General features: G+C 37.9%; 18 protein-coding genes and 1 pseudogene. 11 read left to right on the top strand and 8 right to left on the bottom strand.

Annotated features, from left to right (window positions below; all coding sequences use genetic code 11):
- Positions 1-59: 59 nt before the first annotated feature.
- From L6W14_RS12665 to L6W14_RS12645, 5 genes are all read right to left on the bottom strand, one after another.
- Entirely contained in the window at positions 60-800 is a 741-nt protein-coding gene (locus L6W14_RS12665; RefSeq protein WP_054550404.1) for a hypothetical protein, read from the bottom strand.
- A gap of 206 nt (positions 801-1,006) precedes the next feature.
- Positions 1,007-1,483 (bottom strand): GNAT family N-acetyltransferase, encoded by a 477-nt coding sequence (locus tag L6W14_RS12660; protein WP_048392488.1) that lies wholly within the window; start codon positions 1,481-1,483, stop codon positions 1,007-1,009.
- A gap of 87 nt (positions 1,484-1,570) precedes the next feature.
- A complete protein-coding gene (locus L6W14_RS12655; RefSeq protein WP_131520028.1) occupies positions 1,571-1,855 on the bottom strand; it encodes a hypothetical protein in 285 nt (94 codons plus the stop codon).
- A 359-nt stretch (positions 1,856-2,214) separates the two neighbouring features.
- Entirely contained in the window at positions 2,215-2,340 is a 126-nt protein-coding gene (locus L6W14_RS12650; RefSeq protein WP_081011033.1) for a YjcZ family sporulation protein, read from the bottom strand.
- Between the two features lie 250 nt (positions 2,341-2,590).
- Positions 2,591-2,815 (bottom strand): hypothetical protein, encoded by a 225-nt coding sequence (locus L6W14_RS12645; protein WP_004224247.1) that lies wholly within the window; start codon positions 2,813-2,815, stop codon positions 2,591-2,593.
- Between the two features lie 206 nt (positions 2,816-3,021).
- Here L6W14_RS12645 and L6W14_RS12640 point away from each other — a divergent pair, with 206 nt between their 5' ends.
- Entirely contained in the window at positions 3,022-3,258 is a 237-nt protein-coding gene (locus tag L6W14_RS12640; protein ID WP_256451374.1) for a GNAT family N-acetyltransferase, read from the top strand.
- 411 nt (positions 3,259-3,669) lie between these two features.
- On the opposite strand, the gene L6W14_RS12635 is transcribed toward L6W14_RS12640, so the two are convergent.
- Positions 3,670-4,656 carry an SDR family oxidoreductase gene (locus L6W14_RS12635; protein ID WP_036076497.1) on the bottom strand — a complete coding sequence of 329 codons (987 nt, stop codon included), beginning with the start codon at positions 4,654-4,656 and terminating at the stop codon, positions 3,670-3,672.
- Positions 4,657-4,748: 92 nt separating this feature from the next.
- On the opposite strand from L6W14_RS12635, the gene L6W14_RS12630 reads away from it, so the two are divergent.
- Positions 4,749-4,919 (top strand): hypothetical protein, encoded by a 171-nt coding sequence (locus L6W14_RS12630; RefSeq protein ID WP_193767315.1) that lies wholly within the window; start codon positions 4,749-4,751, stop codon positions 4,917-4,919.
- Positions 4,920-4,988: 69 nt separating this feature from the next.
- On the opposite strand, the gene L6W14_RS12625 is transcribed toward L6W14_RS12630, so the two are convergent.
- The gene (locus L6W14_RS12625; protein ID WP_237898138.1) at positions 4,989-6,545 is read right to left on the bottom strand and encodes an S-layer homology domain-containing protein; all 1,557 of its coding nucleotides are present in this window, start codon (positions 6,543-6,545) and stop codon (positions 4,989-4,991) included.
- A gap of 98 nt (positions 6,546-6,643) precedes the next feature.
- On the opposite strand from L6W14_RS12625, the pseudogene L6W14_RS23200 reads away from it, so the two are divergent.
- From L6W14_RS23200 to L6W14_RS12585, 9 genes and pseudogenes are all read left to right on the top strand, one after another.
- A pseudogene (locus L6W14_RS23200) lies at positions 6,644-6,910 on the top strand (isochorismatase family protein); the annotation flags it as partial.
- Between the two features lie 54 nt (positions 6,911-6,964).
- Positions 6,965-7,687, top strand: coding sequence for an SDR family NAD(P)-dependent oxidoreductase (locus L6W14_RS12620; protein WP_131520030.1), 723 nt, complete (start codon positions 6,965-6,967; stop codon positions 7,685-7,687).
- A 337-nt stretch (positions 7,688-8,024) separates the two neighbouring features.
- On the top strand, positions 8,025-8,573 hold the full coding sequence (locus L6W14_RS12615) for a hypothetical protein (protein WP_131520031.1): 549 nt from the start codon (positions 8,025-8,027) through the stop codon (positions 8,571-8,573).
- Between the two features lie 377 nt (positions 8,574-8,950).
- The gene (locus tag L6W14_RS12610; RefSeq protein ID WP_237898137.1) at positions 8,951-10,012 is read left to right on the top strand and encodes a suppressor of fused domain protein; all 1,062 of its coding nucleotides are present in this window, start codon (positions 8,951-8,953) and stop codon (positions 10,010-10,012) included.
- 65 nt (positions 10,013-10,077) lie between these two features.
- A complete protein-coding gene (locus L6W14_RS12605) occupies positions 10,078-11,739 on the top strand; it encodes a DUF6138 family protein (RefSeq protein WP_237898136.1) in 1,662 nt (553 codons plus the stop codon).
- A gap of 13 nt (positions 11,740-11,752) precedes the next feature.
- Positions 11,753-12,448, top strand: coding sequence for a DUF4274 domain-containing protein (locus tag L6W14_RS12600; RefSeq protein WP_237898135.1), 696 nt, complete (start codon positions 11,753-11,755; stop codon positions 12,446-12,448).
- 17 nt (positions 12,449-12,465) lie between these two features.
- Positions 12,466-13,266 carry a hypothetical protein gene (locus L6W14_RS12595; RefSeq protein WP_237898134.1) on the top strand — a complete coding sequence of 267 codons (801 nt, stop codon included), beginning with the start codon at positions 12,466-12,468 and terminating at the stop codon, positions 13,264-13,266.
- A gap of 180 nt (positions 13,267-13,446) precedes the next feature.
- Complete coding sequence (locus tag L6W14_RS12590; protein ID WP_131520036.1) at positions 13,447-13,917, top strand: DUF4259 domain-containing protein; 471 nt, start codon at positions 13,447-13,449, stop codon at positions 13,915-13,917.
- Between the two features lie 15 nt (positions 13,918-13,932).
- Complete coding sequence (locus L6W14_RS12585) at positions 13,933-14,400, top strand: hypothetical protein (protein ID WP_131520037.1); 468 nt, start codon at positions 13,933-13,935, stop codon at positions 14,398-14,400.
- 61 nt (positions 14,401-14,461) lie between these two features.
- Here L6W14_RS12585 and L6W14_RS12580 read toward each other — a convergent pair whose 3' ends face one another.
- Positions 14,462-15,496: a YdcF family protein gene (locus L6W14_RS12580; protein ID WP_237898133.1), complete on the bottom strand. Its 1,035-nt coding sequence runs from the start codon at positions 15,494-15,496 to the stop codon at positions 14,462-14,464.
- Between the last annotated feature and the right edge of the window lie 110 nt (positions 15,497-15,606).

The following is a 15,606-nucleotide window of genomic DNA, read 5'->3' as shown; positions in this document are numbered from 1 at the left end:
TTACGTCTACGACGAAAAAGCCAAAAGCTGATGACAGGAGTGGTCAGCTTTTGGCGGCTTTATTTCTCGATAGGTTTCACATCAATTTGCTCAACAAGAAACTCATTGTTAGTACGATTAAATTGATAGGTAATACGAACATCGGCTACATAAATAGGTGAGATGCCAATCGATCCAGGGATGTTTAACATTATTTTTTGATTTTCTACTGTATAAATGACCACACCACCGAAAGCAAGTTGCGCTTGCTTGATATCCGGTGCTGGATCAAAGTCATAATCAAATGTAGATTCTTTTCCCTGTGCTTTCATCGTAATCGCTAATGTGCCATCATCTTTTTTCGTAATCGTTGATTCAATAGTATGTGCAACGATGTCTTCATAATGTTGGACATTCATCTCCGATAAATCCTCTCCATTTACCACATGAATCTCATAGTGATTAAGGCCTGTCCCTCGTCCAGTTTGGATAATAATAGCAGCCTCTTCCTTATGATCATTTGTCAGATCTGTATAGAATAACTGAGGTTTAGTTCCTGTATCAGGGATTGTCCAGTCAAAATTTTTCCGCTTACCATCAATATCTAAAGTTACCTCTGTAATTTCATTTTGTGCTTCATTTCGTGCAAATAATTTCACCTTCTCATCATCGGAAACGGCGATCAATGGAGCCTCATGCTGTATCTCCAGCTGTGATGAGACCTGTTCAGCAGGGGTGTTTACTGTCTCGTTTGGAACAGTAACACTACATCCAGCTAGTAGAGAAATTCCTAATAACCATAGCCACATCTCTTTTTTCAATGTCTAGTTCCACCTTTTCTATAGCTAATTGACTTTATTATACTGTATAAACATGCCCCATAGCAGTTGAATTCGTGAAGGAAAAGCTTATATGCCAGGGAGTGGAGGTGTAACAATGAAATTCTTAGAGATGGTAGGGGAAAATAGAATTCCATTGTTTGTAAGGTACGTCTCTCATTTTGAAAAGCAAATGAGTGACGATCTCTTTACAATGGCAAATTCATAACGATTTGTTCACCAATAGGTCCCATTCTTCTTTCTCCATGATCCATAAAGCCTACTTTGACATATAAATTCTGTGCAGCTATATTTTTATGATTGACGACTAATACTACTTCATTACATTCTTTAAACTCCTGCTTCACAAAATCAGCAAGTGCAGACATAGCCTTTTTAGCATAGCCCCTACCTTGCTGCTGATGGTCGATGGACAGGGCAGTTAGTAACATCGCCTGAGGATTACTAGAATATTGTTGGACTCTGTCCGTTGCATGAAGCACAAAAAAGCCGACAGGTACGCCACCACTTAAAATCACAATTGGATACTGTCCGACCTTCTCGATTGAAATCTCTTGAGGAAGTGCCGTAAATTGGTGTTGTTCTTCAGGTAATTCAAAACGATTTAACTGCTCTACATAGCTTTCAGAGAAATGTACTAACTCAATATTCGTTGTTTCTTGCATAAAAAAGCCTCCTTTTCTAATAGTTTAACCATAGAACAAATGTTCGTCAAGGAGGCTTGTATTAAAATAATGTGGGGGTAGGTCATTTTAACTTAAAAGGGTACCAAAAAGTAAAATAAAAGAAATACTAATCATCACAATAAGTGTAATGACCATTGTTAAAATTCCTCGAAGCAAGGTCGTTAAATTTTTAACATTTTTCATACCGACCAGGCTTAGGTAGAAACAGGCAACTGACAAGAGTAGTGTCAACAGTAATGGATGGAAATGAAGATATGTGTAAAAGAAGTCTCTCATTGAACCTGATAGAAAAAATAATAGAATACAGCCCAAAGATAAGATAAATGACCAGAGATTTAAATTAATTCCCATTGTTTTCCTCCTTCCTATAAAAACGAATTTGTTGTAGGAATGTTCCGATGATTCCGCTTGATAGGGAAAAGGAGAAACTAAATGTGTGTTGCTAGAACAGGGTCACTCGGACGAAAGTGACCCCAAGCACCAAAAGGAGTGTAAAGTAAAGTTACAAGAACTTTACACTACTATTATTATGTGAAGCTAGCGGTTTAAGATAGTTATCTATCTAAATTACTAACTTTTAATTGTGAGTAAAAATAAATGAGCTAGAAAAAAACGAAAAGGGAGGAGATTTGAATAGCTGTGGTAGCGATTCATGGTAAAAAGGCTTTAGCTTCTGTAATGGAACAGAGGCTAAAGCCTGAGACGATCAATTAACACATGAAGCTAGCACCAACGATAATAAGAAGGATGAATAGTACAACAATAAGCACGAATGTAGAGCTATTGCCGCTTCCATTGTCCCCGCCACAGTAACTATTGAAATTACAGTAACTCATGAAACACACCTCCTTTCTTTCTTTTAAAGTATGTATTGGACAAAAGGGGGGGTTAGCGAGTAGAGAAAAAATGAGTTGTCCCTTCATTCGGGAATAAAGCGGTGAAAGCTTTACTTTATTATTATGATGGAATAGTAGCTTGAGTTAGTTGTTAGCCTGTATAGCATCAAGAATAATGAAACAAATTCTACTAACTAATTGTTTTGGTATTCAACACGATGTAAAAAAACATCCGTTCTAGGATGTTTTTTTAGTATAACGGCTGCTGCGTATGACAAGGGGGGAAGCCGTTCACATCATGAATCATATGAAGGTCGTATTGCTTTAAGGCAAATTGACTTTGATACAAATATTCAAGAACAAGCAGTTTTCCTCCTGATACGCCACAGAGGACACCAGAAGTTCCTTGACCATTTGTAAAAGAAACACCAACAGGCTGACCGATTAAATACGGAATTTTATGTTGCCAAGGCACAATAGCCACTCCTTTCACTATAATATATGAAAGGCGTGGCTAGAGGTTCTTACCTTCACAAAATAGCATTCTCTGTTATTGGAAAAAACTAACTAGACACTAACAATTAAAAAGGGCTGGATTATTCGTTTTGCCATTGCTGACAAGTTGACAGTTGAAGTAATAGGAACGATTTTTTTAGTGAATTTGTAGGTAAATGAGCTGAAATAGGCTACGAATTATCAGAGGATTACTGGCATCTAGGTATTATGTCAGAGACAATGAAGGAAGTATTATCAATTGGCTTTAATCAATTAGGTCTAGTCAGGATACAGGCAATTGTTGCTGTAGAAAACATTGCCTCCAAGAAGTTACTAACAAAATTCACATTTAAAGAAGAAGGCTATTTAAGACAATATGAATATCATAGTGTTACAGGACAAAGTAGCGTAGCGATATGTTGATCTACTCATTGTTACAGACAGAGTTTGAGAAAAAGGGGGAGGAAAAGGCACAGTCCTATTAGGATGATTGGAATGAAGAAAACCTTCCTAAGAACAATGCAACGGCTTTTAATAAATTAAAACTTGGGGAAATCTCCAACTAAACAGAGTATGTAAAAAGGGATAGCATTGTACAAAAACATCTTGGGGGCGATGTTAAAGGTGCTATCCCGACATTAATGTATGTGAAAGAACTTATAAACATTACCACTGTAAGTAAATTGAAAAGTAATTGAAATAAGGGTGTAAAGCTTTTATTATAGGTAGAATCCGAGGCATCATGGATAAATAACAGGTGGTTTTCCCTTGTCTGCTATGGTTGAAAATTTTGTCACATATTTTAAGTCTTGCTATTAAACCATATGACGTCAATTATGAATTGGTTGATTCGCCACCATCTACATGCAAGACTTGCCCTGTAACATGCCTAGAATCATCTGATGCTAAATAGACAAAAGTAGGGGCGACTTCAAAGGGCTGAGCCATTCGGTTAAATAAATTAGTTCCATGTAAGGCGTTTTCATCAGAGGAAAAGCTAGAAGGAATAAGTGGTGTCCAAATACGGCCAGGGGCTATCGCGTTGACACGAATCTGTTTTTTGGCAACGCTTTTAGCTAGGGAACGAGTCCAGCCTACGATAGCCGCCTTTGTAGCAGAATAATCGATGAGTAAAGGTTCTCCTGCATAAGCCACAACGGAGGCAGTGCCAATAATGGAGCTTCCTGCTCGTAAATAAGGGAGAGCGGCTTTTGTCGTATAGAAGTGAGCATATACATTTAATTTAAAGGTTTCATCAAACTGTTCATCCGTGATGTCTGTCAGCTCATTTTGCTGAAATTGAATCCCAACATGGTTACATAAAATATCCAATTGACCAAAAGTGTTCATCGTTTCGGAAACAATGTCTACACATTGTTTTTTAAAGCGAAGATCTCCAGGAAGCAGCAGACATTTTTGTCCTAATTCTTCAACTCTTTTTTTCGTTCTTAGCGCATCTTCATGCTCATCTAGATAAGCAATGGCCACATCGGCCTCTTCTTTCGCAAAGGCAATGGCAGCAGCTGCACCCATCCCGCTATCACCCCCAGTAATAAGCGCAACTTTTCCCTTTAATTTACCACTCCCTTTATAATGAGGATTTTCTATGATGGGCTTAGGAACCATTAAGCTTTCCAATCCCGGTTGGCGTAATTGTCTTTGTTCAGGTTGAGTAAGTGGCACTTCTTTATATTGCGTAATCTTCCCATAGACAGGATATTGCGGGTATGGATCTTCCTTTTTATTGTCCTCAAACCACTTTTGATAAAAGTGGATTTGTGCTAATAATTCACGATAGTCCTTGTCATTCGGATTAGTAATAACCAATCCCCCCTTTTCAACATAGACTATGAAAGCTTACCTTTTTGTGTTAAACATCCAAACAAGCACTGAAGGAAACGGGGGGACTGAAAATGGAGGTTGAATTTTTCCCAGAGGTTACGCGATTATTAGAAAATGAAGCGTCTACACTTGAGATCCATTATTTGAATGACACCTGGTTAACACCAACCATTGGCGTAAGACCACCTTATTATAGCTACCCAATCAACGAGTCATATTATCCGATTTGGGACAATGAATAAAACTGTAAACGAAGAAGCCATCTGATGCTGAAAAAACAACACCAGATGGCTTCTTTATTTATAAGAATATTAATAATTTTTAATCTCTTCGAAAGTCCCGAACGTTGCATCCCGTAGATTAATTGTACCATATATATTTTTCTTCCCATCAATCACTAGCACCTTTGGATGCATGTATTGTCTGGGAATACTCGATTTTTGTCCGTCCGTTTTGTGGAAGGCTAAAATTTGTTGCAATGTCACATCATCGGTATACGTAAATCCACCGAAATCATCATTATAGGTATGGAAAGGTACCGGCCGAATGATAGGTAAATAATAAAATGTACGATCTTTTAGTACTTTTCCTTCAAATAGAACATCTCCATTATTTGTTACTGTGTAACGCTTATCACCGATATGATTCATGGCATCTGTATCAGATACCATCACACCTTGATAGTCGAAATAATATCGGTAATGCATCGTCTTGGGTGTTCTTATCATTTCTTCATTTTTCATAGATAATACATTTCCATTGATTGTATGCTCTATTATGCCAGAATCACTGTTTATGAAATACATAGATATACCTTGTTTATCTAAATATCCTGCTTCTGATCCATATTCTTTTCCTGTATCTAATAATTTGTAATGCGCATCTGTAAAACTATGCATTAAGAAAAGGTTCATATTGATATATCCATGTTGACCTGGAATGTATTTTTTTACAATGGAGAAAGCATTTGATTGCATAAATTGATTTCTTAGCTGTAATCGTGATTCGTGAGGACGACCAAAAAGGCTAGTCCCTTCAATTAGCACTTCTTCGTCGATGGCAAAGTTACCATCATAGCGTGCATAAATATGAAGAAGAGAATTAGAAAAGGACACATGTAAATGTGATTTATTGATCGTTGTTACATTTGAAATTTTTTGAAATCCTAGCTCTTCAGCTGTTTTTTCAAAATGAATAACATGGTGATTGCGCTCAATTAATTTGATTGTTCTTGATAAAAAAGAAGCAAACTGCACTCGTGTCACACTGTTTTTGGGATTGAAAGTATCTACATTGGAAATGCCTAAAGCATTAAGTGCCTCTATATAGGGTCTAGCTTCTTTAGTTGCTTTCTGTATATCCACTACATCACTTTGCAAATCATAGGCATAGTCAATCAATGAATAGTTTCGGGCTAATACCATAAGTCGGTTTAACGTTAGTGCCATTTGTTCTCGTGTCATGTGATTATATGGATTTAGGCGTCCATTTTCTCCTTTAAAGATGCCATTATCGTAAAGTAAAGTTGAATACTTTAGCAATTCACGATCCTTCACACGAAGGGGCATATCCATAAAACGATCCATTTCCTCCCAATTTTTATCAACCTTCGCTATGCCGTTCTGTTCGATATATCGTCCCATCATTACGACAACTTGACCACGAGTAATCGTCGTGTTTGGGGAAAAAGTTGTCGGTGTTGTCCCCTTAATAATATTTCTTTTTGTTAGATCCTGTACTTCTTGTTGCATTTGATTCGGCAGTTTTTTTATATCATCAAAGCCACTTGCAGAGACAGAAATGTGATTCATTAAAAAAACGAAACAGAATAAAACGAACATTATTGTATAAATAAGCTTTCTTTTCATCTTTCACCTGCTTTAACCAATATCCACAAAATGATAGCATGTTTAAACAGATAAATTCTATTGGTAATGAATAACAAATATAAAGTGACCCAGAGCTAACTAGATTTATAAATGCTACTGGTATTAAAGAAATAATTATTGTTGGTTTATTTGCAGAAGGCTGTGTAACTGCAACTACTTTAGGTTCTCTTCACAATAATTTTCATACGACAATCGTAAAAGAGACAGTGGCAAGTTCAAGTGATAAAAAGAGATTAATAGCATTAAATACGTTAAGATCAAATAAGGTGAAAGTTATTCATTCTTTTCAGTTAGTAGCGATAATTTTGAAAGGCAGAAATTCCTTTCACTTAAGAATATATTGATCGGCAACAAGCTACAGGTTTTCATTACATTTTGTCATGAGAAAGGATGGTAATATGAGTAGGAATTTTATTATCTTTGGAGCTAGCCAAGGATTGGGAGATGCATTTGTTAAGGGGTTACCTGTCAAAGGAGATACAGTATGGATGGTAGCACGAACGAGACCCAATAGTTTAGAGCTAAATGATGGAGTAAATCGTCACTGGTTATCCATTGATCTGTCTAGTCAACAACAAATTTCCACTTTAAAAGAAGTGTTACAAGGCATTCCGCTCGATGTATTAATTTATAATGTGGGTGTATGGGAAAAGCGTGGTTTTGAAGATGATTATACATTTGATAAGGATGAAGTAGAGGATATTTCGAAATTAATCAATATCAATCTAACTTCTACGATTACATATATTCAGGCACTTTTACCCAACTTAAGACAAGCGAAGCAGGGAAAGGTTATTTTAATTGGATCTACAGCAGGCTTAGATCACACAAACAATGCACAAGTTTCATTTGTCACATCTAAATTCGGCGTAAGGGGCATTACAAATGCACTGCGTGAACATTTAAGGAAAGATAAAATTGCTGTCACATGCATTAATCCTGGTGAACTGGCAGCAGAAGTACCCTATGAAGAAGGAGCGGAAAAAGCCATTCATTTATATGAAGGTACACGAATCCCCGTACAAGATATTGTCTCTCTTGTGCAATGTGTAATTAATCTATCAGCAGTCTCCTGTGTAAAAGAAATTAATGTCCCAGCCATAACGGATTTAAATGCATGATTACTCAGTAAACGCTGCTCAATATTGAGTAGCGTCTTTTAATAAAAAGGATAAATAAATTCCTTTCCTTAGAAAAAATTTTCACGATCCCCTCACACATAACACTACAATTAAGCTCATATAAATAAAGGTAGTAAAAAAATCAACATCCTTTCATCGTCATAATCAAATTCTAAAAACACTTCCAGCCTATCAAATCTTAAGAAAATCTTCAGGTTCTACTAGGAAATATTTAAGATTCGCTGTGTATAATTATAAAAAAAGGAAATTCACGAAACCATTTGAAGATTTAAAACGTATTGGTAGTAGGAGAGAGAATATTGAAGTAGGTGAAGATATGGCACATACGATTTACATAGTATTAACCAAAACAGGGACGTTATTATCAAAAGCGATCGGCATGTATACGGGCAAGGAGATGAATCATGCATCCATAGCCTTTGATGAGGGGCTATTTGATATGTATAGCTTTGGGCGAAGGCAATTGAACAATCCGTTAAGTGGGGGCTTTTTACGAGAGGATGCAGAAAGAGGGCTATTTGAGTGTGCGGATTGTGTTATTTATCGCTGTCGTATATCACATTATCAATATTTAGACATGATGAAAATTGTCCGTTATATGTACTGGAATCGAGATCGCTATAAATATAATTTTATCGGACTCTTTGGTGTGGTGATGCAAAAGGAAGTGAGACGTGAGCGTGCTTATTTTTGTTCCCAGTTTGTAGCGACGCTACTAAAGGTGGGAGGCCTAAAAATAGTTCAAAACCCAGCATTAATGACGCCTCATTGCCTAGCGCAATTACCGTATTTAGAGAAAGTCTTTGCAGGGAAACTGGCAGATTATTTACAAACGGTACGTGAGCCAGCTATGCTATATGGTTAATGAATAGATGCACTACCTGACGTTTAAATAGTAAAATAGACACTCATGCGACAATCTTCTATTTTGTAAGAGGATTGTCTTTTTATCTTTCAGCAGAAAACGCCCTTCTTTATCAGTGGTGCGATGAATGTATACAACTTGTACTTTTGATTCAATGGTGTCCCGATACTTTTCGAGCAAGCTGAAAAAAATGAACGCAATTACGCTAAGGCGTCGTCAATATTAGTCATATTTACCCCATATAGAATGTCAATAAACCTAGTTGCTGGAAACTGGAAAATGAGTCCTATTCCTGTTAAAAGAGTCCCCATAAAATTGCTATCATAAATAATAGATACGTACGTTCTACGAGTGATAACAGCAAGGAGGATATGGAAATGAGTGATGAAATAGCAGCAGTTGGCTGGGATGCGATTGATCAGGCATTAGCACAGGTATATGGTGAGCAGGAGCCAAAGCATTATGGAACTTTGATTCCCTATTCACTAGGAGGACAAGATCCTTTAGATGGAATTAGTGTTTATAAAAGCGAAACATCCATTCCACATTGGCATTTTGTTACATATGGCTTCTCGGAACTATATGAAAAGGAATTTGAAAACAAGGACTATAGTGGCTATGGATTTGAATTAACATTTCGACTAGTACGTCAACTAGATGAGGAAGAGCCACCTGCTTGGGCATTGAATTTACTACAGAATATGGGCAGATATGTGTTTAATAGTGGTAATGTATTTAGAGCGGGAGATTATTTGGATGCAAATGGTCCGATTTGCCTCGATGCCGACACACAATTAACGGCACTAGCCTTTACACATGATCCAGAGCTTGCTGAAATCGATACACCAAATGGCAAGATGGAGTTTATCCAAATGGTTGGTATTTCAGAGGATGAGTTAGAAGCGATGCAGACATGGAATACGCTTGGTGTACTACAGGCCGGCATGAAGCAAATACCAAGCTATACTACGGATTTAACAAGAACTTCTCTCCTACAAAATCCTGACGTTGCCGAGGCAGTTGTGCGAGGAATGGAGGAAGATGGCTCTAATACGGGGTTTCTTTTCGTAGATCAACTTGCTTGGGAAGTAGAAAAAAAGAGCTGGTTTAACAAACCGTCTAATGTTGTTCAACTTGGAGCAAAGCAAGCAGCTGTCATTAGTAAATTATTACGTGGACGTATTCTGAAAGATAAAGATCTTACCTTAGTCGGTCAACAAATAACGATAATATTTAAAGCAGGCCCTCAGGTAGGCTATTCAGAGAATGGTCAAGAGATTACGATCACATTGAACAAGGCAGCGGTAGAAGAATTAAGTCAGCGGCTGATACCGCAAGAAAGTCAATTCACTATTTCTTCTTTAGCTGGTGTAAGTTTTCAAATTTTGAAGACACATATTAAAAATCAAGAAGGAGCGGTTGTGAAAACAATCGGATAAGATGGATCTCTCGCTAAGGCTTTAGCGGGAGATTTTTCTCTAACAATAGAAAGGGAGGATGTACAGTGAAGCAGTGTGTAGAGCATTTTCTAGCGGCTGTGTGGGAGCAAATCACGGCTGTTTATCAACAAGAGAGTAAACGAATAACAGGGCTGAAAGAGCAAAGTAGGTTACAAGCAGGCATCCTTCAATATTTGAAAGTTGCCTGGAAAAAAGGAAAAAGTCCTAATGGCACAATCTTTATAGATGTTTATGAGCCATTTAGTTGGAGTGATAGCTCCTATAAGGTGGAAGCGGGTTCATACATACAAGAATTTACAGATGTCCAGCATATTGAAGAGCTTTTTAGTGCTTTATGTACTAAAACAGAGGAAGTATTTCAATCTGAGCAATACGGTCCCCGATTTTTTGATTACCGCTTTGAGGTTGTACTGGAATTTGAACATGATAAAACGGTGCTTCATTATCAAAAGGAGCTGTTGAATAATCGTAAACTAGCGTCAACGAAACAAGTGCTGGCAAGCTTTATAGAAACAAAGGTGATGGCAGAGCTACCATTTAGGCCAAGTGACAATGATGAATTTTTCCTTGCGAAGCATTTGGTCAATCCACATTTTTTCCATCAAACAGCTGAGGAAGTCGAACCACTTATTCATCGGCTTCAAGAAAAGCATCGGGCGAATAAAGAACGTTTAGACAAATGGATTTATTATTATACAATGGCCTTTAAGCAGTGGGCAGAGGAGCATTTTTTAACGCACTATTTTGAACAAGCAGGCGATTATCGGAAAGAGTGGGTATTGAAAACAGAGGACTCGGTACAACAACTAGAGAAGGAAAAACTAGATTTCTTTCTTTATGTCGCGTTGAAGATTGGTCAAAAAGAGCCAGCCACTCGATTAGAATACTTGGAACTTGCGAAGCAGCTTGGCTCGCTGCAGGCAGCTAATTATTTGGAAAAAGGAAGCGGTCGTTTTGAAAGTATAAGAAAGCGGGATGTATTCGAAGGACAGGCAAATGATATTTTACAAACGATTGATATACGAGTGATGGTAGAAGAGGAAAACGCTTATCGTGAAGCCCTTTACTATATCATTCAACTGCTACGAGAAGGTTTTTCAAAGGGCTATAAGCTGACTTTAAAGAGTAAAGCGAAACATTATCTTCCTATTAAAAAGTTAGCTAAATCAAAGCTTCATCAATTTTTCGCCAATTGCCTACAATATCCAAATCTTTTCCCTTTATTAGCGGACTATGCCCAGCTTGCTATGGAGGAATTTGCTTGGTATCAGGATGTTGAGCCGAGTGAAAAATCAGCTATGCCCAGCACCTATGCGGTTTTTGGATTAGGGCTTTATAGCAAGGATTATTTTCCACTTGTTCAACGATATATGTTACTCGTTGATACAGAGCATCAATCCGTGCAAGATGCTTATGCGGAAGCCTTTCTTGAAGCTCATGGCTTATCAATAGAGATGATGCCTGTGTTTGTAGCTATTTTACTTGGTGCTAGTGAATCAGCTAAGCCAATAAAGAACATTGACATCATGGATTTAGATTTGCTCGTGGCACTCGGACAAGAACTTGAAAAGAAAGCAGATTATCAGCGTCCATTTGTTTTATATCGAATATTCGGTAGTTCCAAGAAGCTTGCTCAGCGACTAAAGCAAGAATCAGCACCAATAAGGGATGAACTTGAGAAATTACGACAATGGATGGATTCCTGAAGGGGGTAGACGAATGGAATGGACGGAAGTGAGTAAATCCAAGGATTTAGAGGTCGTTCGGGAGGCCATTAGCAAATTAGATGTAAATGAGCGAGATGCACGTGGGAGAACACCATTAATGCTTTTTATAACAAATCGAATGCCACATGAAGGAATCAAGCTTCTTTTGGCACAGCATATAGACTTGGAGGCACGAGATAAGCTTGGTGATACAGCACTGAAAAAAGCGGTAAAGTTTAAGCAGAAAGAAGTGATTTCTTTACTACTTGCAAAGGGTGTAAATTTATCTGAGCCAGAGGGGATTACCGCTACAGCTTGGTTTGCAGCAAGGGAGCATGCAAGAATCGCTGATTTATTGGTAGATACACCAGGTGCAATCCGTCTAACTTTGAATGTAGAAGAACAACAGCAAGTTGATGCCATTTTATACGAGGATTCTCTCAATACAATGTGCCAGCGCATAAGCAAGGTATTATCAGCTGTTATTTTACATGCCATTGTCAATAGCTATAACTGGGATGATGGCCCCGAGCCTATGCTCGCAGCATTAGCTAATCCAGTTTGTGCCCCTGTTACCATGATAGACATGTTTGAGCTCATGGAAGGAGAATATTGGCTAGCACTAACAGAGGAAGAAATAGCGAGTTCCGATTGGAAGCGACCATGGAAAGAGATGGCACTAGCCTTACAAGAAAAATTAAAATGCTAGCTAGCGAGGAGAGAGTAATGGACCAAAAAGCAAGGAAAATATTAATGCAAACCTATTGGCAATCTGGTGGATGGCGTTCAGGTGGTTATACCTATACAGAAGAAGATTTTCAATATGCTAAAAGTAAGGGCTTGATGTTTGATCAATTAACGATTTCCCATGATGAATGTGTACAAAGATTGCAACAGCTTCATGAGAAATTCTTAACAAAGGAGCTTGTGGTAAAGGCATTTTTGCATAGCTTATCGACGCGCAAAGTACATTTACGCAGTGCCTTATCGAGCTGGGCTCTTACGCATGATTTACCAATGCATACGTATGATGAACAACCTGTGGCATTGGTCTCCTATAGTGGCTGTGGCTACTGTAATGAGCAGAAAATCATGTCCAATGATACGTATGTCAATGAAGATTTAAATGTGCTTAATTTTGAACGCATCAAGTGGGGAGGGGTTCGCCTCAATTGGCTCATCTATTGTTTACTAGACTTAGAATGCCTGGTAAAAGAACAAGAAGCATTGAATGTCAGTGAGGATGACGTAGCCATCTTACAACAGATGGTAGCAGCAATAGAATCCTGTAACGACACAGATGCAGCTAGACAGCTTGAAAAGCGCTGGAAAGATGTTTTCAAGTCCAATCAACATGAACGAGATGTGGTCATGGAAATCTGGGGTTATGCGGGACTACTCGTATCAAAGGATGATTATCGCAAGGAGCGTGGACGTGGAACTGATTTTATGTCAATGGCAACTTGGAGAGGACAGGATGGCTATTCACAGGAAAAGATGAAGTTTTACTTTGGCTCCTACCTATAAAAAGGAGCAGTATTTCGATCGATTACAAAACTGACCAAAGGATGCTGAGGATTATTGATATAGCGAAGGTATTTTAAGAGCACATACTATAATGAACTGCTGCCATGGTCCTGCACTAATAATGTGCAGATTTTACTTTTACCAGAGCTTTACTAAAATAAAAAAGAGAGGTGCAGTGAGATGGGGGCTTGGGGATACAAAGCATTGGAAAGTGATGAAGGTTTAGATGTAGTGGCGTTTTTGCGGGAGTTTATGGAACAGCATAAGGAATCCACTCAGCTAACATTATCGGATATTGTACAGGCTATGAAACAGCAAGGCTTTTTTGGTAAAACATTGGAGGATATAGATTTTTTCTACGATATAAGTGCCCTGGCTTTGGCAGAGCTTTATAGTCAATATCTGGATACAGGAACCATTTATGGTCAAGAAAGTAAGGATGAACAAATACAATGGGTAGTTGATGAAAGCTCTTTGACATTTATATTGCGGTATTTACAGGACATTAGAGATGAAGTACCTGATCAACATGGTAGTAGAGAGATTGTAGAATTATGGCAAGAGTCCAAGGGTTGGCCAGAATGGCAGACCAACTTAGCCTATCTTATTCAGACGGTTGAACAAGCGATTAACCGTTTGCTACAAAAATAGATGGAGTGATTGGAAATGACCTATGATTTTTGGATGATGGCTTCCATCATGGAGTTGGTTGAATATCCAGATGAGACAAGCGATGACTATATAGCACATCCAACTTTACAGACGATCATGGATGTGCTTGAAATCCACGTACCGCTAGCAGAGATTTACGAACGTTATTTTGGTCAATCCATTCATACAGGACATGTTTTAGTATTTTCGAATAAGCAGCAACCACATGTCTGTGTGGTACTTGATACTTATCGAGATCCGCTCGATCAACTGGATTTAATTCAATTTGGCTGGAGAGTGAACACAAAAGATGTTCACCTAGTAAGACAGCTGACACGCAAACTATTTGATAATTGTGATGAGGGGATTCGCTATGAGGAAGGTCAATCCATTCTCTATCAGGTATTACAAGAACAACGCTATCCTCGAAAACTTTACTATGAGACATTCTATGAACAACAGCTGAAGAAATTTTGGGTATGATAGCATCAAAAAGGATTCGTAACACTTTCTATAAAAAGTGTACGAATCCATTTCCTAGAACCTATACAAAGAAAAAGCTGAATAGAGATAGCGCAATCGAAATGATTACAATAGGTCCAATCATTTTCATATGTCGTTTTCGTGCCATTACAACAATCGCTACATATTCACGAATCATCGCATTTGGCCAATAATAAAAGGCTGTCTTAGAGCCAATGCCCTGACTATCTAAGCCCGCAAGTCTTGCATAAATACCCGCACGAAAAAGATGGAAATTATTCGTGGTGAAAATACTGTTATAGGCCTCACCCTGTTTCCGATCATCCATGAGCTGCTTAGAAAATAACATATTTTGATAGGTATTCACAGAGCGGTTCTCCTGGAGTGTATGCTCAATGGGAATGCCTTTTTCTATTGCATATCGTTGCATCGCTTCAGCTTCGGGTAGATTTTCATCAGGACCTTGTCCACCAGAGAAAATAATGGTAGGTGGAGTAGTCACTGCTGCTTGCTTATGATAGAAATCAAGGGCCTTTTGAATTCTACTAGCTAAAAGTGGAGGCACCTTATCATTAATTAATCCACTGCCTAGTACAATAATAAAATCTTGATTCAATCGAGGGCGATTGAATTGGTAGAGAAAATAAGCAGATAAAAAATTGGATAAATGGATAAAAAAATAAAACGTAATGAGTGAAATTCCACCAAAAATGGGCTGGAGGTGGACTGAAAACAAACTCGCTGGATTGATAATCGGTAATAGGATAAAAAGTAAAATGCCAATCGCCACAAGTAATGTTAAGGAATTGGCTAAACGTCTACCTTCTCGCTTCATTAATACTCTCGCATTTAAAAATAAACCAAACATTAAGGCAACAATACCAAAAGGAATTAAAATGAAAAGAGCAATCAGTGGAATAATGACAATAAGCCTTAAAAAGTAATGGTCAGATGCTAAAGATAGAATGACGCAGAATAGCAGAAATGAACAGACAAATAGATTAAATAATAGTCCGTTGATCATTTTTCTTGGGTCTTTGAAGTAAGAAATAAGAAAAACGATGAAAAGAATCAGTGGAATAATGCCAAAATACATACAAAATGCACCTCTAGTGATGGAAGTTGGTTAATGATATCTCTATATTATAAGTAATTATTGGATGAAATCAACCATCAATGAAAAAGTGGAGGGGGAGCATCTAGAAG

Origin of the sequence: Lysinibacillus sp. ACHW1.5 (assembly GCF_022014815.1) — a bacterium.
Classification (GTDB): Bacteria; Bacillota; Bacilli; order Bacillales_A; family Planococcaceae; genus Lysinibacillus; species Lysinibacillus capsici.
This window is presented reverse-complemented; position numbering and strand designations above follow the sequence as displayed.